This window comes from Listeria sp. ILCC796 (assembly GCF_900186175.1).
GTDB lineage: Bacteria > Bacillota > Bacilli > Lactobacillales > Listeriaceae > Listeria > Listeria goaensis.
Map to the genome: position 1 here is coordinate 38,571 of NZ_FYBV01000002.1, position 25,384 is coordinate 63,954.

A 25,384-nucleotide genomic window follows, 5' to 3' on the forward strand; every position below is an offset into this window, starting at 1 on the left:
GACTGGCCAACTGTCTTCCGTCTTATTTTATTCTAATTTCGCAAGGCGCAACTGGTCTTGTTTGATTTCTTCAAGTAGGTCGCTATCCTTGTAAAGTTGTAGCGCAGTCAAAGCGAGTAATTTTGCCCCAAGTAAAAGGGCTTTATCTCCTTCGCTTGATTTTGCTGCTTCGCGAAATTCATCTGTGTGAGCGACGAGCGTTTCTGGTCCGATTTTAATAAAGGGGTGAATGGTTGGAATGACTTGGCTGACGTTGCCTGCATCGCTCGACCCGACCCCAGCCCCGTCTGTATCGCACGGAATATCTAACTGCTTTGCGATCTCGGCGAAAAGGTGATTAAACGGCTTATTTACCCAGACATTGTCAACTCCGTTTTGAATACGAATTGCGTTCATCTTAGCGCCGGTTTGTAAAGCGGCACCTTCTGCGACTTGGATAACGCGTTCGGTTAAAGTATTTAAGTTCTTGCGCTTCGCGGCGCGAACGAAAAAGCGCGCTTTCGCGTAATCTGGCACAATATTCGCCGCTTTACCGCCGTCCGTTATGATACCATGGATGCTCGCATCTTTTGGCAAATGCTGTCTAAGCGCATTAATCCCGTTGTAGAATTGAATGACGCCATCCAGCGCGTTAATTCCTGCCTCCGGATTAGTTGCCGCGTGTGCCGCCTTTCCAATAAATTCGAAATCAAGCACATCAACGGCCGGGGCTGGCACCGTAACATGTGTTTTCCCATTTGGGTGAATCATAAGTGCTGCGTCAATATTAGCAAATAATCCCTCGCGCACAAAACTTCCCTTCGCACTGCCATTTGGCCCGCCTTCCTCAGCTGGCGTACCGTAAACGAGCACATCTCCACCAATTTCCGCCAAAACACGCGCAAGCGAAATCGCCGCAAATACACTCGTCGTTCCAATAAGATTATGACCGCACGCGTGCCCGAGCCCAGGAAGCGCATCGTACTCCGCCAAAAAGACAACTCGAGGCCCTTTTTTCCCACTGCTTTTTTCGGCAATAAAGGCTGTTTCATGACTAGCAACACCGCGTTTCAAAGTGAAACCTTCTTTTTCAAGAGTGTCCGCCAAAAGCTGACTCGCAAAAAACTCTTCATTCCCAATTTCCGGCCGCGCATGAATCGCGTGACTCATCGCCACAAACGTCGCCTGATTTTCCTCTAAATACGTCAAAATTTGCTCTTCCAAAATCCATCCCCCTATTCAAAAGACCTCAGTCTGATTGTGCCGTGGTACGTTTTGCTTCAGTTTAGAGTTTTCCTTACAATCTGAGACCTCTTTTCAAAGAAAAGAGGTCCGATTTTTTATTAATATACCGCGCTTACACGTTCATGTCAACGCCCGTTTTGTTTCCGAAGGCGTTCCAATTTTTCTGCGATACGCGATTTGGCCGCTGCAGTGGCTGCTTCATTTTTTGTCACCGTACCGTCTTCTGCAATCAAAACGGCGTCGCCTTCTTTTAGGTCGGTTGGAATTTTAGCTTGTGCAATTTCAAATTCCGTTTCATCTGGTTTTATAAGAAACACCGCGATGCCATCTTCAATTCGGTCAAGCACTGCTTCCATTCTGTTCACCTACTTCGTTACCGCAATTCCTTGCGCTTTGATTTGTCTTAAAATGCCATCACCAATTCCGTTAATCCGTTTTAAATCGTCAACCTTTTCATAAGGCCGCTCCGCAATGATTTTGCCTGCCAGTTCTGGACCGATAAGCGGTAAAAATTGTAATTCCTCTAGTGAAGCCGTATTTAAATTGATGGAAGTTGGCATTTCTTCCGACTTTCCTTCGTCGGTTTTGGATTCTGCCCGTTGTTTCGTATCCGCTTTATAACTGCTTCCGGATTTGGGCGTGCCCGCTTTTTCCGTAGCCACATTAAGCGTTTGTCCGTCTGTCGTAATCGTCACCGTACCGTTCACATCTGTTCCGTAAGTTTGAATGTTTCGCTCTTTTAGCCATTCCAAAACCTCGACGTGAGGATGCCCGTAACTGTTCCCCTTTTCCGCAGAATAAATTGCTACTTCCGGCTCTACTTTATCCAAGAAAAAAGGTTGGTTTGAAGTGGAGGAACCATGGTGCCCGAGGTCTAAGATGTCGGCTTTCAGGTTGATGCCGCTGTCCACCATCTCCTCTTCGCGCCCCTTTTCAGCATCCCCAGTGAAAATCGCCGAAATGTCCTTGTATGTAAGCCTGATTGCAATACTATCATTATTTGCATCGTTACTAAGTGTTTTTGGGCTTAAAACGGAGAGTTCAAACGGTCCAAAAGACGCCTCATCTCCTGTTCTGGGTTCCTTATATGCCGCTCCGGAATCAAGCGCCGCATCAATAACGCGCTCATAAATTGAGCTATTAAAAGTTAAGCCGTCCATCCAAATTTCCTTTGGCTTGTATGTTTGAATAATTTTATCGGCGTTGCCAATATGATCGGCGTGCGGATGCGTCAAAAGAAGCAAATCAATTTTTTCGACATTTTTTTCTTTTAAGTACGTCAAAATGCGATTGTCATCGCTCCGCCCAGTATCAATTAAAATGGTCGTGCCGTCGTCCGCCTCAATTAGGGTGCTGTCCCCTTGACCAACGTCAAAAAATGTAAAACTTGCGCCATCTAACTTTTCCGAAGAAACCTTGCTTTCCGCTTCTCCTGAAACGATGGACATGTTGCTACAACCCGATAATACGAGTAGTGCAGCAAATAAAACTACTAATTTTTTCATCTAGTAAAAACCCCCTGTTTTAGTAGCTTAACAGAACGTACGTTTTGCGTCAATCTAAAAAAACTGCAAGCTTTACGCTTGCAGTTCATTAACTTCGCATTTACTTGACCGTTTCCGTGAAGGAATATTTGACTTCCTCTGTTTCAGGATTATAGTCAATTTCCCAGTCGTGCTCTTTGAAGAACCAATAATCATGCTCTTCGATAAAGAACAGAATGCCTTCTTCTTGATCGGTTACAACGGCTTCGTTCGGGACAGCAGCAGAAACTCCAATTGAAAAACCTGGATGCAAGGAACTATTGGAGCCACCGTATTTAGCGAAAAGGCGAATACCGTTATCGCCTGATACATCGAACTCATCTTTAAACCAGCTTTGGGCATTTTCCGTCACTTTGATTTCCATAATTTCACTCCTCATTCCTTAATGGTTTATAGTTAGATTAGCAGATTTTTAATGATTAATCATGCATTCTGCTTTTATGCTTGATTTTTTTATACCTCTTTTCGCAAAACTTTAAACATTTTGTTAGATAACAATTTTCCCATACAAGTTCTGTTATATAACATCGTTTGTGCAAAAAAAAGATGTGACTGCGCGCCACATCTTTCTCTCCTTATTTATCCAAAGGGCCTTTGCCAAGATAAGCTTTAAACATCCAAATATGTTTGTCAATCTCTGCTTTGAAGCCGATTAGCATGTCATTTGTAACATCATCGCCTTCTTTTTCAGAAAGCTCAATCCCTTGCTTATACTCATCGCGGAGAAGTTCCAACGTGCCTACAAGATCTTCCATCAACTCTTCCATCGTTTTTGGTTTCGTGTAAGGTGCTTCTTCAACACTCGCATTGTCTAAAAATTCTTTTAATGTGCTGAACGGGCTACCGCCAATCGCAAGTAAACGTTCCGCTACCTCGTCCATTTGTTCCCCAAATTCGCTATATAAGTCATCCATTTTTTCGTGTAAGGTGAAGAAACTGCGTCCGCGCATATACCAATGAATTTGGTGAATTTTTACCGTGAATACGTTTAAATTAGCGACTTGGTGGTTTAAGAATTCCTTTGTATCTACCGAGTTAATTGTTTTCATAATATCTTTTCTCCTCCTAAATTATAATTACTATTATATAATAATTATTATAAACTAATCCCCACATTTTGTCTAGTGTGGAAAGTATCACAATCTAAGTTTACCACAAAATCATTTTCCTAAACGATTTATTGTTGCAACGTTTAAAAATCTTTAGCATAATGGAATTTGGAGGTGTTTAAAATGTGGTTGGAATCCAAAACGGCGCCTGCTTTAGCGCGTGACATCGAAGCGTTTGAAGCGGCAAATCAAATTCAGTTACCTACGGCGTACCGGGCACTAATCGCGAAACAAAATGGCGGCTTCATTCAAAAAAATCATTTTAAAACGAGCGAGCCAACATCTTATGGCTTTGATTTTCTGGAAGTCTATCAAATTTTTGGCCTGCACAATTTAATCACAGAGCCTCCGGCAGCATCTGAAAATCCACTTTCTGGAAAGATTATTTATTTTTCTAAGGACGGCGAACGCTATCTTGGTTTTGATTATAAAACGGCTTTGCCGAGCATTTTATACGCCGATTTTGAAACCTTGCAGACGCTTACGATTGCCGCAAACTTTGATACATTTTTAGCGCAGCTTTACTTTGAGCCATTTGAATATGAAAATGTGACAACTTATGGGCACGCGAAACTTGATCAGATGCTCCTTCAGGCGGACTTTGATGGGAGAAGGAAAATTTTGACCTTGCTTGAAGACGAAGCAGATAAGCCGTGGTTTTTACATCATATTAGGACGCTTATTTTGGAAGGTGACGCGAAAAATGCTTTTACGCTATTTGAAAATCAAATTTTATATTTTAGACGAAAATTACCAAAAGCTCTTGTGAACGAACTTTTTCAGCAGTTTCAAGCTTGCGGTATTGATATTTCGACTTTAGAGAAGGAATGGAAGGGAGAATCATCATGATTAAAGTGATTTTTGTATGCCTTGGGAATATTTGTCGTTCTCCGATGGCGGAAGGCTTTTTTAGAAAGCAAGTGGAGGACGCGCATTTAGCTGACCAATTCGAAATCGATTCGGCAGCAACGGGTACGTGGAATTTAGGAAATCCCCCTCATCGCGGCACGCAAAAGGTTTTAGAAAAACATCAAATTGATTTCAGTCATATGCGCGCGCGGAAAATTAGTTTAGCGGATTTTGAAACGGCGGATTACATTATCGGAATGGACGATGCCAATTTAGAAGATATTTTAGCGTTAGGCGGTGCAAACAGCTCAGCCGCAATTTATAAATTGATGGATTTTGTACCAAATAGTGACCGTTCGAGCGTCCCCGATCCGTATTATACGGGAGATTTTGATGAAACAGAACGTCTTGTCACAGCGGGAACAGAAGGACTTTTACAAACGATTCGAACGAAACATAACCTATAAAATGTTTGGCGCATGCCAAATTGTGGTACTAATTAACGTACAATCAAAGGATTTGAGGTTTTAATATGTTAGGTATCATTTGGGGAATTATTGTCGTTTTATTCGTCGTTTGGCTTATCGGATTGATTTTTCATATCGCAGGTGGCTTAATTAACATCCTCCTCGTTGTGATTTTAGTTCTCATTATCTGGAACTTAATTCAATCTGCTAGAAACAAGCGAAACCAGTAATAGAACCGAAAAAAGCGCTAGTGAGTTTATCACTAACGCTTTTTTTATTTTGTTCCTAAATGCTTACTTTCGATAAAAGCCTTCAATTCCATACGCGTTTTTTGGCTCATGCCTTTTGCAATTTGTTCCGTCCAAGCTTCAATGCGCGCGCCGCCAGTTCGTTCCTTGTAATAGTCACGAATGATCTCATCATACGCATAATACAATTCTTTTTCTTTATTCCTATAGGTGTTCTCATGATAAATTAACCCTTCTGGCATTCGCGGTTTAGGCGCAGAATTTTGCACGGGCTGTCCCACTGTTAAACCGAATAGTGGAATCGCATAATCCGGAATGTTCAATAGCTCCGACACTTTCTTCAAATCATTCCGGATTCCACCAATATAGCAAACCCCGAGCCCCATCGATTCGGCTGCGAGCGCCATATTTTGGGCCGCAAGCGCCGCATCAATAACCGCCACTAAAAACTTCTCGGTTGTTTCTAAAGAATCGGCCGAAGCGTTGTATGCTTCCGCAATGCGTTTATTCCTTGCTAAATCTGCGACAAAAACGAAAAATTGCCCCGTTTTTTCAATGTAGCCCGTATTGTTCGCAATTTTTGCTAGTTCCCTGCGAAGCGATTTATCACTTACCCCGATAATCGAATAGGCTTGAACAAAATTGGAAGTAGAAGCCGCTTGTGCACTTTTCACGAGCAAGGTAATTTGCTCATCCGAAAGCGGCTTATCTTCAAACTCACGTACCGAATAATGCCCTAAAATTTGTTCAATCGTTTCATTCATTTTAACTCCCCCTTTAATCTTCAAAAACTTGGTGTTCATAGTGCGGGGCCTGATCTAGTTCGCCAAAATTTTGTTGCCGCAAAGCTTCATAAATTAAAATCGCAGCCGTATTCGACAAATTAAGCGACCTGATTTTATCCGTCATCGGAATTCTAAGCGCCGTTTCCTCATGTGCCTTTAAAAGCTCATCAGGCAGTCCCGTCGTTTCCTTTCCAAACACAAAAAAGTAATCTTTATCTGGATTGCTATAATTCACATCGCTATATACGTGGCGGCCGAATTTCGTAATAAAATAAAACTCCCCACCCGCATTTTTTTCAAAAAACTCATCTAGTGAGTCATAATAATTTAATTTTACGTGGTCCCAGTAATCTAGGCCTGCGCGTTTCAACATTTTGTCATCTGTGCTAAAACCGAGTGGTCGAATAAGATGTAAATACGTATCCGTCCCTGCGCATGTGCGCGAAATATTTCCCGTGTTCGCCGGGATTTCTGGTTGATAAAGTACGATATGATTTGCCATTTTTTACTCACCTTACTCCTAAATTTTTTTTCGCTTGTTTAATTTCTGCCAAAACGTCATTGTCCGTTTCTGCTTTCTCTGCCGTTAAAATGGCTGTTTCCGCGTTTTGGCCACCAATTCTAGCGAGCGCCCATGCGGCAGTACCGCGAATGACTGGCCGCGCATCATGCAACAAACAGCCGATTAAGTCGGGTATCGCCGTTTTATCTTTATACCGCGCCAGAATAATAATTGCGTTTCTTTGAATCGGCTTTTTCCCCCGCCAAGAGCCTGCCATATGCCCAAATTGCTCCTTAAATTCGCGATTTGAAATGTGCAGAAGCGGTTTCAATTCCGGCCGCACGCGTTCTGGGTCTGGTTCCATTTCAGGGTGCAAGTGGAAATCATGACCGCGGTTATACGGACAAACAACTTGGCACGTATCGCAACCATATAAACGATTATGCAACACATCGCGATATTTTTCTTCTAAAAAGCCTTTTGTTTGCGTTAAATAGCTTAAGCAAATTTTGGGATTCATTGCGCCTTCGCCGAGTAGTGAGCCAGTCGGGCAAGCTTTAACGCACTGATTGCAGTCACCGCACAAGTCGCCAATTGGCTCATCTGGCGGGAAAGCAATGTTCGTTAGCATTTCGCCTAAGTACACCCACGAACCGTATTCTTTCGTAATTAACAGCGTGTTTTTACCGCGAGCACCGATACCTGCTCGTTCTGCCACAGCCACATCAGATAATTCGCCCGTATCGACCATGCTTTTCATTTTAGCTTCGGGCACTCGTTTTAAAATAAAAGCTTCAATAAGTGCCAGCTTTTCGCGCAAAATCGTATGATAGTCGGTGCCCCAAGAAGCGCGTGCAAAGACGCCACGCCGCGATTCACGCTTGCTCACAGGGCTTTCCTTTAGCTTAGACGGATAGGCGAGCGCAATCGCGATAATGGATTTTGGCTCTTCGAAAATGAGTTCAGGATACACTCGCTCGTTTAAAACGGGATGTTCAAACCCGGTTAAAACCTCTTCTTTTTCGGCAATTTCCAAACGTTCTTTTAAAAACAAAAAAGGATCCGCAGTCGTAAAGCCAATTTTCTGCACACCAATTTCGGTCGCATACTGAATTATTTCAGCCTTTAGCTTTGTCGTATCCATGCGAAAACCTCCTTTTAAAATAAAAAATAAACGCAATGCTTCGCTTAAAAAGGTCGAAACACTGCGTTAGTAACAGTATGTAAAGAGCGGGTGAGGAGAATCGAACTCCCGACAACAGCTTGGAAGGCTGTGGTTTTACCACTAAACTACACCCGCACAATTGGCTTTATGACGTTGTTTGTAACAACTTTTATATCATAACACCAGATACTAATTTTGACAAGACCTTTTTTAAAAATTTATGTTTTTTTTTGTTAAAAATTGGGTAAGCCTCACATCTAATCCGTCTGAATTTTAAACTTCTTTCCAAATTTATTCATAACCTATTCACATTTAGCTTTTACACTAAGATTATTCATAAAAAGAGAGAAGTGATTTCATGAAGAAAAAAATTGATTTTTATTTTGTTGGTATTATTTGTATAGCTATTTTTGTTAATTTTTATGGTATTTGGAATGATGCAACGGTTAATCCTTATTATACAGCAGCCGTTACAAGTATGGTACAAAATTTCCATAATTTCTTTTATGCCTCCTTTGATCCAGCAGGCTTCATTACTGTAGACAAGCCACCTGTTGCTTTTTGGCTTCAGGCGATTAGCGCTAAAATATTCGGCGTTCATGGCTTTAGTGTCATTTTACCGCAAGCACTTGCTGGCGTTGGCTCCGTTATCCTTTTATATATCCTAATTCGGCCGCGCTTCGGAAAATGGGCGGCCCGTATTTCGGCACTTCTACTTGCGCTAACTCCAATCGCGGTAGCCGTTTCCAGAACAAATAACGTTGATGCCGTCCTCGTTTTCTTCCTAATGCTTGGTGCGCTCTTTCTATTCAAAGCTGTTAGGCGCGGAAAACTTGGCTGGTTGCTGCTCGCTTTCGTCATGATTGGGGTTGGCTTTAACGTCAAAATGTTGCAGGCGTACATGGTACTTCCTGCTTTCGTAGTTTTTTATTTACTCGCTACTAACATTTCTTGGAAAAAAAAGGCGGTCCATTTGGCGCTATCTCTCGTCCTCATGCTCGGTGTATCCGTTTCGTGGGCGATTATTGTTGACCAAACAAGTGCGTCGAGTCGTCCTTACATTGGAAGCAGTCAGACGAACTCCGTCCTAGAACTTGCTTTCGGCTACAATGGCGTGGAACGTTTACTTGGGCAGGAAACCGGCACAGGAACCGGCGGCGGTGGCCCGTCTACTAGCAGTTACGGCGGACAAGGCGGCGCACCTAGCGGACAAAATGATGGCAGCCAGTCGTTCGGCGATGGCAATTCAACCGGCATGCCTAGCCCTCCTTCCGGACAAAACGGTGGCGGACAAGGCGGTTCAAAAATGATGGGTAGCGGCGGTATGTTTGGCACAGGCGAAAAAGGTCCGCTACGGCTCTTCCAAACGGCCTTAGGCGACCAAATTAGTTGGTTCTTGCCGCTAGCACTCTTTGGCATACTTGCGATTTTCATTGCGTATCGTCGTGAAAACGCAAAATGGTTCCACTTATCAGATGCCCAAAAGGAAATGGTTTTCTGGGCAGCTTGGCTTCTTCCAGTTGCCGGATTTTTCAGCGTAGCTGGTTTCTTCCATCATTATTATTTGATTATGCTCGCTCCTCCAATTGCGGCGTTAGCTGGCGCAGGGCTAGTCGCTCTTTTCCAACTATATCGCGAGCAGCAAAATTGGGAATCCTTTTTACTCCCAAGTGCCATTACTTTAACTGGTTTCTTGCAAGCCTTCTTCGTCTTTCAGTATAGCGCGCCATTTGCCATTGGGATTGCCCTTCTCGTAGCAGCGATTTCGCTTTTCCTCGTGTTATATCGCAAAGAATCGAAAGGTCTTACCGCAAAAATCACAGCGCTCGGACTGGCAATTTTACTAGCGGCACCAACCTATTGGTCGCTCACGCCTTTAATTTACGGTGGCAATAGTTCGCTTCCTGAAACAGGACCACAACTCGCAACTTCAAGCGGCGGCGGTTTCGCAGATGCTTCTGTGGACACTGGTTTAATCGCGTATTTAGAAGAAAACAATACCGGCGAAACATATTTATTCGGCACGACAGACGCGACAACAGCAGGCCCTTACATCATTAAAACGCAAAAAGCCGTCATGGCGATGGGTGGCTTTAACGGGACCGACCCGACGCTCACCGTAAGCGAACTGAAAACGATGGTTAAAAACGGCGAAATAAAATACTTCTACCTTCCAAGTAATAGTAAAGCAGCCGACTCAGACGTCATTAATTGGATTCAAGAAAATGGAACCGCAATTGATTCCAGCGAGTATAGTTCTGAAACAGACGCAAATTCGTCGGCCACTACAAGTGCTTTCGGAGCACAGGGCATGAATGGAACTGGAAATGGAACGCTTTATTTATTGAAATAGGAAAGGAAGATGATGTGAAATGACCAATCTAATCGAGCTTTCAGTAGTCATTCCAGTCTACAATGAAGAAGAAGTTTTAATAAGCAGCTACGAACGTCTAACGGCCGTCATGCGGGGTCTAACGCCTAATTTTGAACTGATTTTTGTGAATGACGGCAGCCAAGATAACACACGCCGCATTTTAGATGACCTCCAGGAACTAGATATGCACGTTCGAGTGATTCATTTTTCACGGAACTTTGGCCATCAAATTGCGATTACCGCGGGTGCTCGTTATGCAAGTGGCGCAGCCGTTGTAGTGATTGACGCCGATTTGCAAGACCCACCGGAACTCATTCCCGCAATGGTAGAAAAATGGCGCGCAGGCTACCAAGTTGTCTATGCGAAACGTTTAGTCCGTAAAGGTGAATCGTTTTTCAAAAAATTTAGTGCCAAAGTGTTCTACCGGATCCTTGAAAAGCTGTCCGATACCCCGATTCCTGTTGATACTGGCGACTTTCGGCTAATGGATGCGAAGGTGTGCAGGGCGCTTCGGCAGTTGGAGGAGAAAAATCCGTTCGTCCGCGGTCAGGTGAGCTGGCTCGGGTTCAAGCAAACGGAGGTCGAATACGAGCGCGATGAGCGGCTTTACGGTGAAACGAAGTATCCGCTCAAGAAAATGATTAAGCTTTCGCTTGACGGCATTACTTCTTTCTCTTATTTGCCTCTAAAACTCGCAACTTATTTAGGCGTAACGGTTGCCACATGCGGCTTCCTCTACATGATTGTCGTCCTCTTTCAAAAACTCTTTACCACCATGACGGTGCCTGGCTGGGCGTCTATCGTCATCATTCAGCTCATCTTTTTCGGCATCGTCCTCCTCGTCCTTGGTATGATTGGCGAATACATTGGCCGCATGTACGAAGAAACGCGGCACCGCCCGCTTTACGTGGTGGACGAGGCAAACGGCTTTGAGGCAAGCCATTTATACGCACTGAAAGAACAGATCAAATAAAATGAACCGCCCGAAAATCGGGCGGTTCATTTATTTAGTTAGGCCATAAACTAGGATTATGATAGTAGGCATCTAAATCCGCGCTAAACCATCTTCCATTTAATACAGTGTGGACAATTTTACTTTTAGCTGCTTCTGAAATGCTTGTGTCCGCTTCAATGCGTTCAATAATAGCTTGATTCGTATCCGTTTCTTTCTCCATTTTAATTTGCGCATGATTGTCATTCGCATCGAGAAGTAAACTAGCTTGATTTTGTTTGCTCCATTTTGTCCAGTTCGTCAAATCATCACCGTTTGGATTACCATCATGCAAGAAGTTTTTAAGATACGCTCTGAATTCCCCTTGCAACTCTTTCGCTCCAGGTAGTTGATACGATTCCGTAATCGTAGATAAGTACGTTTGATTGTTGCTATCCAAGAAAGGAATAAACACGCCGTGAAATGCCCCCACCAAACTCATATCTGTTGTCGTTTTAAGATTTGTTCCAAAAGGCATTTTCGTGTTATAAATATCACCTTTATAATGTTCACTTAGTTTTTCTGCTGACAGCTCTGTGTTAAACAAGGCATACATATCGCTACCATATTGTTTCGCAAAGTTAAATTCGGCTAGTTTTTCCTGATTTTTTGGAATATCGCCATTTGCTAGGCTTTCAGCAAAATAAGGATCTCCCATTGCGAAAAAGGAAAATTCACTTGTCCCTGACAACATCATTAATGGCACATCATTATATTCTTTCGTGTCAAAACCATTTTTAGGTAACACAGCTCCGTCCGTATAAAGATGAGGGAAAGCGCTCATGCGAATAGAGGCATTGCCCATCAATTTGCTTAATCGTTCCGCTGATAAACCGTATAAATAGTCCCGCACTTCTTTCTTATCTTGTTGTAACCACGTATAAGCTTCTTCCGTTGTCTTTTTGACACCATCTTCTACAACAAGTGGCGCGATTGCCTTCGCAAAAACTTTCACGCTATCTTCTGGATTTGCCACTGTCATACCACCACTAAAAGCAATGGCTTTTTGATATTTCCCGTCAAAAACAGGCGAAGTTAACGACGCCATAACATCTCTTCCTCCTGCTGAAAAGCCGGAAAATGTAATGTTTTTGGGATCCCCGCCAAAAGCTGTAATATTTTCCTTCACCCAGTCTAATGATTTCGCCATATCAAGTAACGCGTAGTTGCCAGAATCCTCTAACTTGTTGCCTGTATGTAAAGCTGGGAGAGGATTAAATCCTAATGCTCCAAGACGATAATCTACTGAGATAAAAATCGCATTTAAATCCTTTACAAAAGCTTCACCACTAATTTCCGTAGCGCTCCCGCCTTGATTGTTCCCACCGTGAATGTAAACCATAACAGGTAAATTTTGCTCTTTTGTGTTAGGTCGGTAAATATTCAGACGCAAACTTGATTCGCTCCCTGTCACACCATCTTGAGAAGTTTGAATAAACATCTCACTATCCTTGGTTGCATCTAACGTGCCTTTGTATTTCTTAGGATTTTCTGGTTTTTTCCAGCGCAATTCATCAACAGGTGTCTTGGCATAAGGTACTCCTTTCCAAATTAAAACGTTTTCATTTTTACTCTGATAACCTTTTACTTTTCCATATTTTGTAGTTTCTAGCACCCCTTGTTTATACGTTAATCCTGTTTGTGCTTCCGATTGGCTAGTTCCACACCCTGCTAAAGCAAATAAACAACCTACTAAAACTAACATAATCCACTTTTTCATAGTTCCACTCCTTTTTTATGAATATATAATAAAAACCTGAAACAAAAATACACAAAAAAGCTGCGTATCATTGTTTCAGGTTATGCCCATAAGGTTACATTCCTTAACAAGAATATATATATAAATTTAATATAGCACGTATTCTGATGAAAGCAAGAGTAAGCATACAAAATTTTCTAAAAAGACATATTTTTTTATTTTCTTGTGTGTTTTACACATTTACTTCTTAATTTATACGCTTTCTATTATAAATTCGCTTGATACTCTTTTAATTTCTCTGTATAACGTTTCCCCTCTTTTCTAAAAAATAATTCGCCTAAAATGGCAATGACAATTAATCCGACCGCAATTATTGCTGTAACCGCAATCCATAAACTGACCCACTGGAGTGATAATGTAAGTAACGCTAGCGCACTAATCTTAACAAGCCCTATAAGGATAATAGCAAAGATGATTAGCCGGATAAAGGTGCGACTTTTTCTTTTATTATTAAACAAAATGGACCACAAACACGAAATTAATAGTGCTAACACAAGTCCTTGTAACACAAAGGTGAACGGGATTTTATAATCAAAATCTGTGTTGTAAATGGCACCGAACAAGACGCCTGTCACCATATAGAGGATAATAAATCCTGCAAAAATCATGGCTGCAAAATTTTTCATTGGCAATATATAAGCCATTATTTTGTTCATTATAGACCAATCCTTTCTTTTAATTGCCGAGCATACTGCCTCGAAACAATTAATTTTTCTCCATTTGTTAGGGAAACTTCTAATCTACCGTTAAAATCTGGGCGAAGAGCTGAGATATGCGAAATATTTAAAATTTGGGACTTGGCGCTGCGAAAAAGACTGCTATCCGGGAATCGTTCCTCAATTTCATATAATTTTAATGCCGTTTCATACGTCTCTTCCGCTGTATAAACAAAGCTTTTTCGGTCAACAGATTCCACATATAATATATCTAGCAATTCAAGTAAATATGTTTTGCCACCGAGTTCCCCACTAATTTCTTGTCCCAAACTTCTAAGCAGTCTTGCAGCTCGTCGTACTTCGGCATTTTCGTAAGGACAACGTATTTCAGCTCGAACTGCCTTAAAACCTTCTCGGATATCCACTTCCATCATTCTACCTCCTCACTTCATACGCCAATTATAATCGAAAAACATTCTATTTGATAGGCAACTTACGCAATCAAACATACAAGTTGTGAAAACTTAGAAGTTCAAACCTTTTACGCATGTGAGCGCACAAAAAATGCCCAGAAGTTTTTGACGACTCCTAGGCCACTTTCTAGCGTAACTTATGTATTTTTCCTAACAAAATCGTTTTATTTCTGGCTATTTGATGAACCAGGTTTAACTATGTAATAATTCTTAATACAAAAGAAGAGCGTGGTCAAAATCCCTACAAACATTACTACGGTCCCGATTAGACTATTCCAAAAGAAAGATAAAATTAACAGGGCTAGAACAATTCCAAATAAAAGAAGAGCCGTCGGATTTGTCTGTATTTCTACCGATTCCCCTGCAGCAACTTTCACTCCTTTACTTCCGAAAAAACCTTGATTAGCATTTACTTCGGCTGAATCTCCTTGTATGTCTACTTCTACCTCTTCATTGTGTTTTAACGATTTCACCTTTTGTTGATTTACTTTTAAGGCGACTTTAGTTGCCGCTCCCATAAAACCGGTGTTTCTTTTTACTGTTATTTTCATTTTCTAATTCAACTTCCCTCTTCGCCGCATCTCACCATATGTCAAAAATATCATTCGGTAATCATTCAGCTCATTATTATTTTTAAATCATTCCAGTATTAAGTGTAGCATATGTAAAACTAACATTCTGTGTCCATTATGTGAATTTTTCAGTTTATTACTCTCCTGAAATCAGGAAAAAGAGGATGCGTATTATACGTATCCTCTTTCACGCGTTAATAAAGCAACTCTAAAAAGTCCGCTTTTGTGATGTTGCCAAAATATTTTTGAATGTCTAAATCAGCAAGCGCCGTTTCAAGTTCCTCTTTTTTATAGGTAACACCTTTTAGACGTTCTTCAATATCGGATACGTTTAAAACGCCGAAGAAGTCACCGAAAATTTTGATGTCGGAAATGATGCCCTTATTGACATTCAGACGAATATCGACAGAACCTACCGGGAAGCGTTTTGTTCGCTCCAAATCAAACTTAGGAGATTTTCCGTAGTTCCAATCCCAATTGGCGTAGCGCTCTTTTGAAATTTCGTGAATGCGCGTCCAGTCGGCGTCAGTCAGCTTGTATTCTTTCACATCGGATACGTTTTCCACGTCAAAAATGTAAAGAAGTAATAAATCGCGAAACTCCTCCGTGGTCATCTTTTTATCCAAAAAATCAGCAATATTTGCAACTCGGCTGCGCACGGATTTGATTCCTTTTGACGTCAGCTTATCTTTGCGCGGTTTGAGCGAAGCCGCCACATCATCGAGGTTTAAGTCGTACATGAGCGTGCCGTGCGAGAACATCTTTCCTTTTGTCGCGAACTGCGCATTTCCAGACACTTTGAAACCGTCAATTAGCAGGTCATTTCGCCCCTTTAACTCCGCATTTACGCCAAGTTTTTTGAGCGCCTCAACAATCGGCTGAGTGAATTTCGCGAAGTTGTGGAAAGAATCGCCATCATCTTCTGTAATAAAGCTGAAATTTAGATTTCCTTCATCATGATAAACGGCGCCACCGCCTGATAAGCGCCGCACAACGATAACTCCTTCTTTTTCGATATATTCCGTATTGATTTCCTCAATCGTATTTTGGTTCCGTCCAATGATAACAGACGGCTTATTAATATAAAACAGCAGCACTGGCTCGTCTAAATTGAGCTCCGTTAAAATAAATTCTTCGACCGCAAGATTGATGCGTGGATCTTTTTCATCCTTGTTATCAATAAAATACACGTTTCTTACCCCTTTTTATATATGAATTTTTAAACCTTTTTCAGCCAATTTCGTGTCGCCGGAAAAAACCGATTCCGCTTCATTTTTCAGCTCTTCTAAATTTCCTTTTTGTGGCAGGTGGCTCAGCAGCAACATTTTAACGCCCGCTTCTTGCGCCACTTTCCCCGCTTCAACGCTCGCCATGTGCACCTTCGACTTCCCAGCCATATCCTGATAGAAATTTGTGTCCGTAATGAGCAAATCAGCATCCTTTGCAAATGGAATAAACGCCTCTTGATACGCACTGTCCGCCGTATAAACCAGCACTTTCCCATTCGCTTCAAAACGCATCGCATAACACGGAACTGGATGAATTGTTTTTAAAAAGCGAATTTGGAATGGCCCAACTTTAAGTTCCTCATTCGCCCGGTATTCATGTGCTTTTGAGACGCCTTCCATATCTAAATACGAATAGCCACGTGCGTCTTCCTTATGCGCATAAATCGGCAAAACAGGCGGTTTATTTTCCATATCCGAAAGTAGGCGGACATGTTGTAAAATACCAACATCGGCCACATGATCTGGGTGGAAATGTGAAATGATGACCGCATCCAAATCATTTGGATGGATGTCATTTTGCATAATTGAAACAGCGCTTGCTCCGACGTCAATTAATAGATGAAAGTCACCTTCTGATAGCAAATAACTACTTGTCCCATCATTCGCTAGCGGATACCCGCCCCAGTGACCAAAAACAGTAAGTTCCATATGTTTTTCACCCTCTCTTCAACATAATTCCATGATACAACACTTCGTTTTTAAACCAAAGTAATAGGCTTTGTGCTGTTGTTTCAATCCGCATTGCCCCGCCTTTATATTTATGTTATTCTTTAAGCTTAAATGAAAAGAAAGAGGTGATAACATGAATTTTTATAATCGCATAAAAATCATGGTTCCACCGTTTCCCTGTGAAGGATGTTTTTTTCCCAGATTATAATTAAATTAGGAGTTTAATAATGGAAAAAAACATCGAAAAAAGTAAAAAAATAAATTTAGCTCTATTAGTCTGCCTAGTAGGCTTTCCACAAATAAGCGAAACAATCTATACACCTTCACTAACAGAAATCGCGCATGGTTATGGTGTCCAATTAAATATCGCACAAATGACGTTAAGCATTTACTTTGTAGCTTTTGCGTTAGGCGTTTTCTTTTGGGGAATCGGTTCAGATTATTTTGGTCGAAGAAAAGCAATGAATTTAGGTATAGTGATTTATGTTGTAGGGTGCATACTATGTGTGTTATCTAAAAATATTGAATGGTTATTTGTAGGTCGTTTTATACAAGCATTTGGTGCAAGTACAGGTTCTGTAACTACACAAACAATTTTACGAGATAATTATGAAGGCACGGAACGCCATCAGTTATTTGCTAAAATTTCAGCCGCTTTAGCCTTCTCACCAGCAATTGGCCCCTTGATTGGTGGCTATCTTGGTGAATTTTATGGATTCCGATTCGTTTTTTTATTTCTAGTCGTCATGGGCATGCTTTTATTATTTTGGAGTCTTAAAGGATTGCCAGAAACTGTCCGTCTTTCCTCAGAAAAAAGGAATGCCAAGCAAATTTTTTCAATAGGTATAACAATGTTGTTAGATCGATATACGCTAGCATTTGGCGTTCTAATAGGAATCTTTAATGGGCTGCTTTTTAGCTATCACACCGAAGCACCCACAATCTTTATTGAAAAGTTTCACTTTACTCAAAGTCAATACGGACTTATGGGATGTGTAGTCGCTTCAGCAGCCATTTTAGGTGCATGGCAATCCAATAAATTATTAAAAAAGCAAGCACCGCATGCCATTATTCAAAACGGCATTAAATTATCATTAATAGGTAGCCTATTCCTTTCTTTCATTTCACTTTTAGTTTTACCTTTATTTTTGCAAGTGCTTGTTTATATAATAGGTATTTTCATCATTCTTACAGGAATTGGAATGGCCTTACCAAACTGTTTAAGCCTAGCATTAGTTAAATTTTCTGATGTAGCTGGTACAGCTGGGGCATTTTTAAGTTTAGGCTACTACAGTATTGTAAGCATCTGTACATTTTTAATTAGTATTTTTCACACCGGCTCTATCCTTGTATTTCCTTTATTTTGTGTATTGCTTTTACTCATTTCCATGATTTGCACCAAATTCGCAAAATAAAATGAGTCGCTAAAAACAAAAAGCATAAATCTAGTAATACTACCATCTAAAGAAATGGTTCTTACTGGATTTATGCTTCTTTTCATTCAAAATATTTACTTTTAAGTTCTGGAGTTAATTTTTGCGTATTCGTTAGTTCGCCAACTGCTACGAAGCGTTTTGTTGTTTCGGTTGGCTTATCACACGTAATGAGCGTGATGCGATTGTCTCCGGCATCGTCCAGTACGCTGACATTTGTTTCATCAATGATTTTCGTCGATGTGATTTTATATTCATAAAGTGAATTTAAATCGGTTAAATAAACTTTAGCACCTTCTTTTACATCCATTAGCGGACCAAAAAGCATCGACTCATTGCGCATATGGTGCCCTGCAAGTGGATAATTCCCTTTGCCCATTTGTTGATCAGGAAGCATTGTCGTTGCACCAGCAAGCAAGTTCGCCGTATTCGTCCCTTTTAATACCATTAGTTGGATATCGACAGACGGAATCGCAACGGAACCAACAACCGCGTCTTTATCATAGTTCGCTGCTCCTTCAACAACATTTTTCATAGAAGGAAGTTGCACACTATCATAATCAAATGTTGCCTCTTTTTTATTATTATCATCTAAAGTTTGGGCCGAATAGTTCGTAATGTCATCATGACCACTTAAATATTTCACGATGCCACTTTTTATAAATGGTGAGAAAATAAGTAGTAAGCCAAGAACTAAAATAATAATTGCAATAATTTTCTTTGCCATAACCTTCCTCCTCCTTCTTTGCTTTTCTATTATATAGTAGCAACCGCGTCACAGCAAATTAAAATTCAATGAAAACCGTTGTTTTCTGATAAATTCTTCACTTTTCCCGAAACATACGGATTTCCACCCACAATAAACCTTAGGGGAAAATGCTTCGCCAATTTTTTATTTGGGAGGCCAATTCTCTCGGTCGCAACAATTTGAACTGGCCGCTTACCTTCTTCAAGCCAAATGTTGCTATCAAACAGCGTTTTACCATAGTCCTGCATCGAAAAAGCCATCGCCTGTGTCAATTTGCCAGGCCCGTTCGAAATATCAAAACCTGTTTTTCCGCCGCGATTTATCTCCATTTCAGGGAGGGCAGTAAGCGGCGCTACAGCGCGAATCAAAACGGCTTCTGGAATGCCTGCTTCCATCGTAATGAAATTCAGCAAAACTTGGCGATGCATTTGGTACATGTAAATCGCGCCTGCTTGTCTGAACATGACTTCCGTGCGTTTTGTGCGCCGTTTCCGAAAACTGTGCGCCGCCTGGTCAGTTTCGCCTAAATAAGCCTCGGTCTCGACGATTAAGCTTTCGTATTTCACGCCGCACTTATCGTGTACGAGTTTCGCCCCTAGTAAATCTCGCGCCACTTCAATTGTAGTCTTTTTTTCAAAAATTTTTTCTGTTAGTTTCAATGGTTTTCCTCGTTTTTCTTCTATAATAACCGATGTTGCGTATTTTTTTCTAGTCATCCATCTCAAGACCCATGTGTTATGTTTTCCCTTTTGTTAAAATTATGTTAAGATTATGTTGGTGCAGGCTTTGTATTTTATATACGAAACCCTGCTTTTTTTCATCAAAATCTAAAAATTACTAGATAGTAAATAGAGTGTAGGAGAGGTGTAATATGAAGGATGGGAAAGGAAAAATCCTGACTTTTCTAAGCAAAAATTATGGATTTTTTATTCTAGCCGTCGTTCTGTTTTGGCTAAAATCAGTCATTGCCTATGAAACGCAATTTAACCTTGGTATTGAAAATGCAATGCAACAATTTTTATTGATCATTAATCCGCTCAGTACGGCTGTCTTCTTTATGGGACTGGCACTATTTGCAAAAGGTCGACGTTCTTTTATTTGGATTATCGTGATCGATTTCCTTTTGACTTTTATTCTTTTTGCAAATATGGTTTACTACCGTTTCTTCTCGGACTTTATCACGCTTCCGAATTTAAATCCGAAGCAAATGCAAAATATGGGTGACATGGGTGGAAGTATTCTTGCCTTACTAAACTGGACGGATATTTTATTCTTTGTCGATGTACTCATTTTGATTGCCTTGCTAGTTTTCGGTATCGTTCGTCCAAATAAAGAAGCGCGCATTCGTGCAAGAAAAGTGGTTGGCGTTCTGACGCTTGGTGTTGCGATGTTCTTCGCCAATCTCGGTCTAGCCGAAATTGATCGTCCGCAACTTTTAACGCGAACATTTGACCGTAATTATATTGTGAAATACCTAGGAATGACTAATTACCAAATCTACGATGCTGTGAAAAGCACTGAATCACAAACGCAAAAAGCGCTTGCTGACTCTAGTGACGTCAATGAAGTACTTAATTATACGAAATCAAAATATGCGGCACCGAACATGGAATATTTTGGTAAAGCAAAAGGTAAAAATGTTATTTATATCCATCTAGAAAGTTTCCAACAATTTTTAATCAACTATAAATTAAATGGTGAAGAAGTAACGCCGTTTATTAACTCCTTCTTTAAGGATGAAAACACGCTTAGCTTTACAAACTTCTTCCATCAAACGGGGCAAGGCAAAACGGCTGACGCCGAAATGATGCTCGAGAACTCCCTTTACGGCTTATCTCAAGGGTCCGCCTTTACAACAAAAGGTTCGAATACATTCCAATCAGCTCCGGGGATTTTAGCGAACTATGGCTATGATTCGGCTGTGTTCCACGGAAATTATAAGAGTTTCTGGAATCGCGATGAAGTGTACAAGCACTTTGGCTACAACCATTTCTTTGATGCAAGTTATTACGATATGAATGAAAATGATGTTTCGAATTACGGCTTGAAAGATAAACCGTTCTTTAAAGAATCTGAGCCATATATTGAGACGCTTAAACAGCCATTTTATGCGAAGTTCATTACTTTAACGAACCACTTCCCTTATCCGATTAATGAAGATGAGGCAAGTATTGCGCCAGCTACGACAGGCGATTCTTCGGTAGATACTTACTTCCAAACGGCTCGCTACTTAGATGAATCTGTGAAATCGTTTGTCACTTATCTAAAAGAAAAAGGGCTATACGATAATTCTGTCATTGTTATGTACGGTGACCATTACGGAATTTCCGATAACCACGCTTCTGCGATGACGCAAATTTTAGGGAAAGATTATAATTCTTTTGAGAATGCTCAAGCGCAGCGCGTGCCATTCATGGTTCACGTTCCAGGCGTAAAAGGCGGCGTTCAAACGCAGTACGGCGGCGAAATCGATGTGCTTCCTACGATGCTCCACTTGCTAGGTATTGACACAAAAGATTACCTACAAATGGGAACAGATTTACTTTCGAAAGATCATAAAGAACTCGTACCGTTTAGAAATGGTGATTTTATTAGCCCAACTTATTCTTTAATTGGTGGGAAATATTACGACCAAACAACGGGCGAACAAATTGAAACAGAAACGAAGGAAATGGAAGCAACAAAAGATACGGTCGCAAAAGAACTACAACTTTCCGATTCTGTCTTGCAGGGCGACCTACTAAGATTCTACACACCAGACGGCTTCAAAAAAGTCGACCCATCAAAATACAACTACAATAAAAAGAAACCAGACAGCGACGACACGTCTGAAACAACAAAATAAATAATCTGGACCACTCATTTTACGAGTGGTCCAAATTTATAAACTTAAGCAAAACGTGTCACGCATAAGAATACAGATGGTGAGATTCTAAGTAAATTCGAGTACCACAGGGGCGTAGTTTGCCCGACCATGTGAGAAGTTAGGCGAAGCGGAGGCAAAAACTCCGAAGATTGCCGTTTGTCATCAGTCTGAAGCCACTCATAATAGAGTGGCTTTTTTATGTCACCTCTTCCATTCCCCCACCATCTCTGCTATTCTAATAAAGTACTTACTAGAAAGGGAGAATTGGAATGAAATTATTACGAAATTATGCGTTTACCATTTGTCTGCTACTTGGTATTGTTTTAGGTGGACTTTTTGGTGTTATTTTTGGGGATAAAACGGTGATTGTGAAACCAATTGGGGACATCTTTTTAAACTTAATGTTTGTTGTCATTGTTCCTCTTGTTTTTCTAAGCGTTTCGTCGGCCATCGCGAACATGAAGCAGATGGCAAGACTTGGAAAAATTATCGGTACAATATTCGCAGTGTTTTTTACAACAGCAGCTCTTGCAGGAATTATTGCTTTTATCGGGATTTCGATTTATAACCCGCTACATAACGTAGATTTATCGGCTATAACAGCGAATTTGCCAAAAGCGCCTACGGAGGAAGGAAAAGGACTTGCGGAAATTTTAGTGACAACATTTACTGTACCTGATTTTCTCGAGCTCTTTACAAAGTCCAATCTCCTACCGCTCATCATTTTCTCGATTTTGTTTGGATTAGCTACTTCGATGTCTGGAGAAAAAGGACAGCCCGTTGCTGCATTTCTAAATTCAGCAACCGAGGTTATTTTAAAGATGGTGCAATTCATCATGTACGCTGCGCCAGTTGGACTCGGCTGCTACTTTGCGGTGACAGTTGGTCAGCTCGGTCCGCAAATTATTAACGGCTACCTCGGCATTTTCTTCCTTTATCTCGTCCTAACCGTGATTTACTTCTTCGGTATGAACACATTGTATGCTTTTATTGCTTCTGGGAAAACTGGCGTAAAAGTTTTCTGGAAACATGTCACAACGCCAGCCATTACGGCTATCGCTACCTCTTCTAGTGCGGCTTGTATTCCAGTGAACCTTGTCGCGACCAAAAAAATGGGTGTGCCTGACGACATTGCTGAAACCGTCATTCCACTCGGGGCGAACACGCACAAAGACGGTTCGGTCATGGGTGGCATCATGAAAATTGTGTTCCTCTTCACCCTCTTTGGAAAAGATATGACGAGTGCTTCAAGCATTTTAGCAATTCTTGCTGTTGCCTTTTTAGTCGGCGCAGTCATGGGCGCCATCCCAAGCGGCGGAATGACTGGCGAACTTTTAATCATCTCGATTTTCGGCTTCTCACCTGAACTTGTCGCAACGATTATGATTATTAGCACGATTATTGATATCCCTGCAACGCTACTCAATTCAACCGGCAATACAGTTTGTGCCATGCTCGTATCGCGCTTTGTCGAAGGGAAAAATTGGTTAAAAAGAAAAGTCAGTTTTTGATACTAAAATTTAAGTACTATTTTTTGAGCAGTTTTCTGGAACTGCTCTTTTTTTCGTTTTATAATAACATTGTAAGCGTTATCAAATTAGGAGGGATTCAAAGTGAGATTAAAAGATAAAGTTGCGATCATTACAGGCGCTGCTGGGGGACAAGGGAAGGAAGAAGCATTGCTGTTTGCGAAAGAAGGGGCTTTCGTAATAGCGACGGACATGCAAGAAGAAGTTTTAAATCAAACAGGTAAAGAATTAAAAGCCATTCAACCAAAATCTGAAGTTTTAACGCATAATGTAGCACTTGATGAAGATTGGGAAAAAGTGATTCAACTTGCTTTAGACAAATTTGGTCGTGTCGATATTTTAGTGAATAATGCTGGTATTAGCACCGAATTAAATCTTGTTAATACAAGCATTTCGCAATGGGATAAAGTGATTGACGTCAACTTAAAAGGAACGTTTCTAGGTATGCGTCATGTTATCCCACTTATGGAAAATCAGGGCGGCGGCTCCATCATTAACATCTCCTCCATTGCTGGTTTAACTGGCGGTTCTGGTGCAAGTGCCTATACGGCATCAAAAGGCGCTGTTCGATTGTTAACGAAGGCTGTGGCAGTCGATTACGCCAAACAAAACATTCGCTGTAATTCGGTTCACCCGGGCTATATCGAAACGCCGATGACGAAAAAATTATTTGAAGATGAAGCCACAAAAGGCTGGTTCGAATCGCTGACACCACTTCCACGTCTTGGCCAGTCACGCGACATCGCTTATGGCGTTTTATATCTCGCAAGTGATGAGTCGAGTTTCGTCACGGGAATTGAATTACCTGTTGATGGAGGATACTACGCGCAGTAAGTGAAATCCGAGCTGACCAAATGGTCAGCTCTTTTTTATCCAAAAAATGTTCTTCTTTCTTAAAAGAGTTTGTGCTAAAATGAATATTTGTAAACAGCTTAAAGTTAATGGAGGTGCGTCTAGTGGGCAACAAAAATCTTTCCTTCCATCGTAAAAGTCCGGAAGAGTTGCTAGCACAAATTGAAAAATTAAAGCGCGGTAAGTTAAAAATCTATATTGGATCGGCACCGGGTGTCGGGAAAACGTACCGAATGTTAACGGAAGCGCACGAACTGAGGAAAGAAGGCATTGATGTAGTGATTGGGCTTGTTGAGACGCATGGTCGAAAAGAAACGGCCGCATTAATCGATGGCCTTGAACAACTTCCTTTAAAAGAAATTCCATATAAAAATAATACGTATTTTGATTTGGATGTTGAGGCCATTATTGCTCGAAATCCGGAGGTCGTCCTGATTGATGAGCTGGCGCATTCGAATATTCCTGGATCAGCGAACGAAAAGCGTTATCAGGACATTCAAAAAATATTGGAGCACCGAATTAACGTCATTTCAGCCGTCAACATTCAGCACTTGGAGAGCTTGCGTGATGTTGTCCACGACATTACTGGGGTCGTTGTGCGCGAACGAATTCCAGACTTTTTATTAGAAGTAGCAGATGAAGTCATTTTAATTGATGTTACGGCAGAAACATTGCAAAAACGGCTAAAAGAAGGGAAAATCTATGCGCCGGAGAAGATTGAACGGTCGCTTGAAAACTTCTTCACGACGAAAAACCTGTCTGCCCTTCGCGAAATCGCACTCCGCGAAGTCGCCGATGATGTAGACGACAAAGCGGATAAAAAAGCGGCACGCCTCCGGGCAGCGATGATGAATGAAAAAATTCTCGTTTGTATTAAAAATGATGCCAATGCTGAAAAATTGATTCGCCGCGGCTTCCGCATCGCAGACCGGTTACGTAGCGAACTGTACATCTTAGCAGCCATCACAAAAGAGCTCGATGAACTACCTGAAAAAACACGACAAGAATACGTGGCATGGCAAAGTCTCGCCAAACAATTTAACGCCCACTTCTTAGTAGAGCCGATTAAAGAACGGAAAATTGCGCAAGTGATTACAGATGTGGCAAACAAGCATAATATCACCCAAATTATTTTAGGCCAGTCTGTTAAAACAAGAGTCGAGGAAGTTACAAAAGGCTCGATTGTCAATGCCATCATGCGCCAAACAGATGGCGTAGATATTCATATTGTAGCTAATTCGCGGAAAAATTAATAAAAAAAGCCGGAAACGCGGCAGACT

Annotated in this window: 26 protein-coding genes and 1 tRNA gene; 10 read left to right on the plus strand and 17 right to left on the minus strand. The window is 41.2% G+C overall.

Going from position 1 to position 25,384, the window contains the following annotated elements; translation table 11 throughout:
• Positions 1-27: 27 nt before the first annotated feature.
• The 5 genes from CFS04_RS02855 to CFS04_RS02875 all read right to left on the minus strand — a co-directional run bounded on the left by CFS04_RS02855 (position 28) and on the right by CFS04_RS02875 (position 3,817).
• Positions 28-1,149: a M20 family metallopeptidase gene (locus CFS04_RS02855; protein WP_088809443.1), complete on the minus strand. Its 1,122-nt coding sequence runs from the start codon at positions 1,147-1,149 to the stop codon at positions 28-30.
• Positions 1,150-1,349: 200 nt separating this feature from the next.
• A complete protein-coding gene (locus CFS04_RS02860) occupies positions 1,350-1,580 on the minus strand; it encodes a DUF3006 domain-containing protein (protein WP_088809113.1) in 231 nt (76 codons plus the stop codon).
• Between the two features lie 9 nt (positions 1,581-1,589).
• The gene (locus tag CFS04_RS02865) at positions 1,590-2,729 is read right to left on the minus strand and encodes an MBL fold metallo-hydrolase (protein WP_088809114.1); all 1,140 of its coding nucleotides are present in this window, start codon (positions 2,727-2,729) and stop codon (positions 1,590-1,592) included.
• A gap of 100 nt (positions 2,730-2,829) precedes the next feature.
• Positions 2,830-3,132, minus strand: a complete 303-nt coding sequence (locus CFS04_RS02870; protein WP_088809115.1) for a HesB/YadR/YfhF family protein — start codon at positions 3,130-3,132, stop codon at positions 2,830-2,832.
• A 211-nt stretch (positions 3,133-3,343) separates the two neighbouring features.
• The gene (locus CFS04_RS02875) at positions 3,344-3,817 is read right to left on the minus strand and encodes a DNA starvation/stationary phase protection protein (RefSeq protein ID WP_088809116.1); all 474 of its coding nucleotides are present in this window, start codon (positions 3,815-3,817) and stop codon (positions 3,344-3,346) included.
• A gap of 183 nt (positions 3,818-4,000) precedes the next feature.
• Between CFS04_RS02875 and CFS04_RS02880 the strand changes: the two genes are divergently transcribed.
• The 3 genes from CFS04_RS02880 to CFS04_RS02890 all read left to right on the plus strand — a co-directional run bounded on the left by CFS04_RS02880 (position 4,001) and on the right by CFS04_RS02890 (position 5,423).
• The gene (locus CFS04_RS02880; protein ID WP_088809117.1) at positions 4,001-4,726 is read left to right on the plus strand and encodes an SMI1/KNR4 family protein; all 726 of its coding nucleotides are present in this window, start codon (positions 4,001-4,003) and stop codon (positions 4,724-4,726) included.
• Entirely contained in the window at positions 4,723-5,193 is a 471-nt protein-coding gene (locus CFS04_RS02885; protein ID WP_088809118.1) for a low molecular weight protein-tyrosine-phosphatase, read from the plus strand. Before CFS04_RS02880 ends, CFS04_RS02885 begins: the two co-directional genes overlap by 4 nt.
• Positions 5,194-5,258: 65 nt before the next feature.
• Entirely contained in the window at positions 5,259-5,423 is a 165-nt protein-coding gene (locus tag CFS04_RS02890; protein WP_088809119.1) for a lmo0937 family membrane protein, read from the plus strand.
• Positions 5,424-5,467: 44 nt separating this feature from the next.
• Here CFS04_RS02890 and nfsA read toward each other — a convergent pair whose 3' ends face one another.
• From nfsA to CFS04_RS02910, 4 genes are all read right to left on the minus strand, one after another.
• Entirely contained in the window at positions 5,468-6,205 is a 738-nt protein-coding gene (gene nfsA, locus CFS04_RS02895) for an oxygen-insensitive NADPH nitroreductase (RefSeq protein WP_088809120.1), read from the minus strand.
• A 13-nt stretch (positions 6,206-6,218) separates the two neighbouring features.
• Positions 6,219-6,728, minus strand: coding sequence for a tRNA (uridine(34)/cytosine(34)/5-carboxymethylaminomethyluridine(34)-2'-O)-methyltransferase TrmL (gene trmL / locus CFS04_RS02900; protein WP_088809121.1), 510 nt, complete (start codon positions 6,726-6,728; stop codon positions 6,219-6,221).
• A gap of 7 nt (positions 6,729-6,735) precedes the next feature.
• Entirely contained in the window at positions 6,736-7,872 is a 1,137-nt protein-coding gene (queG, locus tag CFS04_RS02905; RefSeq protein WP_088809122.1) for a tRNA epoxyqueuosine(34) reductase QueG, read from the minus strand.
• Between the two features lie 85 nt (positions 7,873-7,957).
• Positions 7,958-8,028: transfer RNA gene (locus CFS04_RS02910), tRNA-Gly, on the minus strand.
• 223 nt (positions 8,029-8,251) lie between these two features.
• On the opposite strand from CFS04_RS02910, the gene CFS04_RS02915 reads away from it, so the two are divergent.
• Both CFS04_RS02915 and CFS04_RS02920 read left to right on the plus strand, forming a co-directional pair.
• The gene (locus CFS04_RS02915) at positions 8,252-10,246 is read left to right on the plus strand and encodes a glycosyltransferase family 39 protein (protein WP_088809123.1); all 1,995 of its coding nucleotides are present in this window, start codon (positions 8,252-8,254) and stop codon (positions 10,244-10,246) included.
• Positions 10,247-10,265: 19 nt separating this feature from the next.
• Positions 10,266-11,240 (plus strand): glycosyltransferase family 2 protein, encoded by a 975-nt coding sequence (locus CFS04_RS02920; RefSeq protein ID WP_088809124.1) that lies wholly within the window; start codon positions 10,266-10,268, stop codon positions 11,238-11,240.
• A gap of 34 nt (positions 11,241-11,274) precedes the next feature.
• Here the strand turns inward: CFS04_RS02920 and CFS04_RS02925 are convergent, their stop codons facing one another.
• From CFS04_RS02925 to CFS04_RS02950, 6 genes are all read right to left on the minus strand, one after another.
• Complete coding sequence (locus tag CFS04_RS02925; protein WP_088809125.1) at positions 11,275-12,978, minus strand: carboxylesterase family protein; 1,704 nt, start codon at positions 12,976-12,978, stop codon at positions 11,275-11,277.
• Positions 12,979-13,223: 245 nt separating this feature from the next.
• Positions 13,224-13,673 carry a hypothetical protein gene (locus CFS04_RS02930; RefSeq protein WP_088809126.1) on the minus strand — a complete coding sequence of 150 codons (450 nt, stop codon included), beginning with the start codon at positions 13,671-13,673 and terminating at the stop codon, positions 13,224-13,226.
• The gene (locus CFS04_RS02935) at positions 13,673-14,104 is read right to left on the minus strand and encodes a LytTR family DNA-binding domain-containing protein (protein WP_159457883.1); all 432 of its coding nucleotides are present in this window, start codon (positions 14,102-14,104) and stop codon (positions 13,673-13,675) included. The genes CFS04_RS02930 and CFS04_RS02935 overlap by 1 nt, the downstream gene beginning before the upstream one ends.
• A gap of 206 nt (positions 14,105-14,310) precedes the next feature.
• Positions 14,311-14,697, minus strand: a complete 387-nt coding sequence (locus tag CFS04_RS02940) for a hypothetical protein (RefSeq protein WP_088809128.1) — start codon at positions 14,695-14,697, stop codon at positions 14,311-14,313.
• Between the two features lie 215 nt (positions 14,698-14,912).
• Complete coding sequence (locus tag CFS04_RS02945) at positions 14,913-15,908, minus strand: lipoate--protein ligase (protein WP_088809129.1); 996 nt, start codon at positions 15,906-15,908, stop codon at positions 14,913-14,915.
• A 15-nt stretch (positions 15,909-15,923) separates the two neighbouring features.
• Positions 15,924-16,655 carry an MBL fold metallo-hydrolase gene (locus CFS04_RS02950; protein WP_088809130.1) on the minus strand — a complete coding sequence of 244 codons (732 nt, stop codon included), beginning with the start codon at positions 16,653-16,655 and terminating at the stop codon, positions 15,924-15,926.
• A 248-nt stretch (positions 16,656-16,903) separates the two neighbouring features.
• Between CFS04_RS02950 and CFS04_RS02955 the strand changes: the two genes are divergently transcribed.
• Positions 16,904-18,091, plus strand: a complete 1,188-nt coding sequence (locus CFS04_RS02955) for a multidrug effflux MFS transporter (RefSeq protein WP_088809131.1) — start codon at positions 16,904-16,906, stop codon at positions 18,089-18,091.
• Positions 18,092-18,173: 82 nt separating this feature from the next.
• Here the strand turns inward: CFS04_RS02955 and CFS04_RS02960 are convergent, their stop codons facing one another.
• On the minus strand, positions 18,174-18,836 hold the full coding sequence (locus CFS04_RS02960; RefSeq protein ID WP_088809132.1) for a class A sortase: 663 nt from the start codon (positions 18,834-18,836) through the stop codon (positions 18,174-18,176).
• 65 nt (positions 18,837-18,901) lie between these two features.
• Entirely contained in the window at positions 18,902-19,516 is a 615-nt protein-coding gene (locus CFS04_RS02965) for a DNA-3-methyladenine glycosylase (RefSeq protein ID WP_088809133.1), read from the minus strand.
• A 212-nt stretch (positions 19,517-19,728) separates the two neighbouring features.
• On the opposite strand from CFS04_RS02965, the gene CFS04_RS02970 reads away from it, so the two are divergent.
• From CFS04_RS02970 to kdpDN, 4 genes are all read left to right on the plus strand, one after another.
• The gene (locus CFS04_RS02970) at positions 19,729-21,702 is read left to right on the plus strand and encodes an LTA synthase family protein (RefSeq protein ID WP_088809134.1); all 1,974 of its coding nucleotides are present in this window, start codon (positions 19,729-19,731) and stop codon (positions 21,700-21,702) included.
• Positions 21,703-21,992: 290 nt separating this feature from the next.
• Positions 21,993-23,234, plus strand: a complete 1,242-nt coding sequence (locus CFS04_RS02975; protein ID WP_088809135.1) for a dicarboxylate/amino acid:cation symporter — start codon at positions 21,993-21,995, stop codon at positions 23,232-23,234.
• Between the two features lie 102 nt (positions 23,235-23,336).
• Positions 23,337-24,086: an SDR family NAD(P)-dependent oxidoreductase gene (locus tag CFS04_RS02980; protein WP_088809136.1), complete on the plus strand. Its 750-nt coding sequence runs from the start codon at positions 23,337-23,339 to the stop codon at positions 24,084-24,086.
• A 122-nt stretch (positions 24,087-24,208) separates the two neighbouring features.
• On the plus strand, positions 24,209-25,357 hold the full coding sequence (gene kdpDN, locus CFS04_RS02985) for a KdpD-like non-kinase potassium sensor (protein WP_088809137.1): 1,149 nt from the start codon (positions 24,209-24,211) through the stop codon (positions 25,355-25,357).
• The last annotated feature ends 27 nt before the right edge of the window (positions 25,358-25,384 follow it).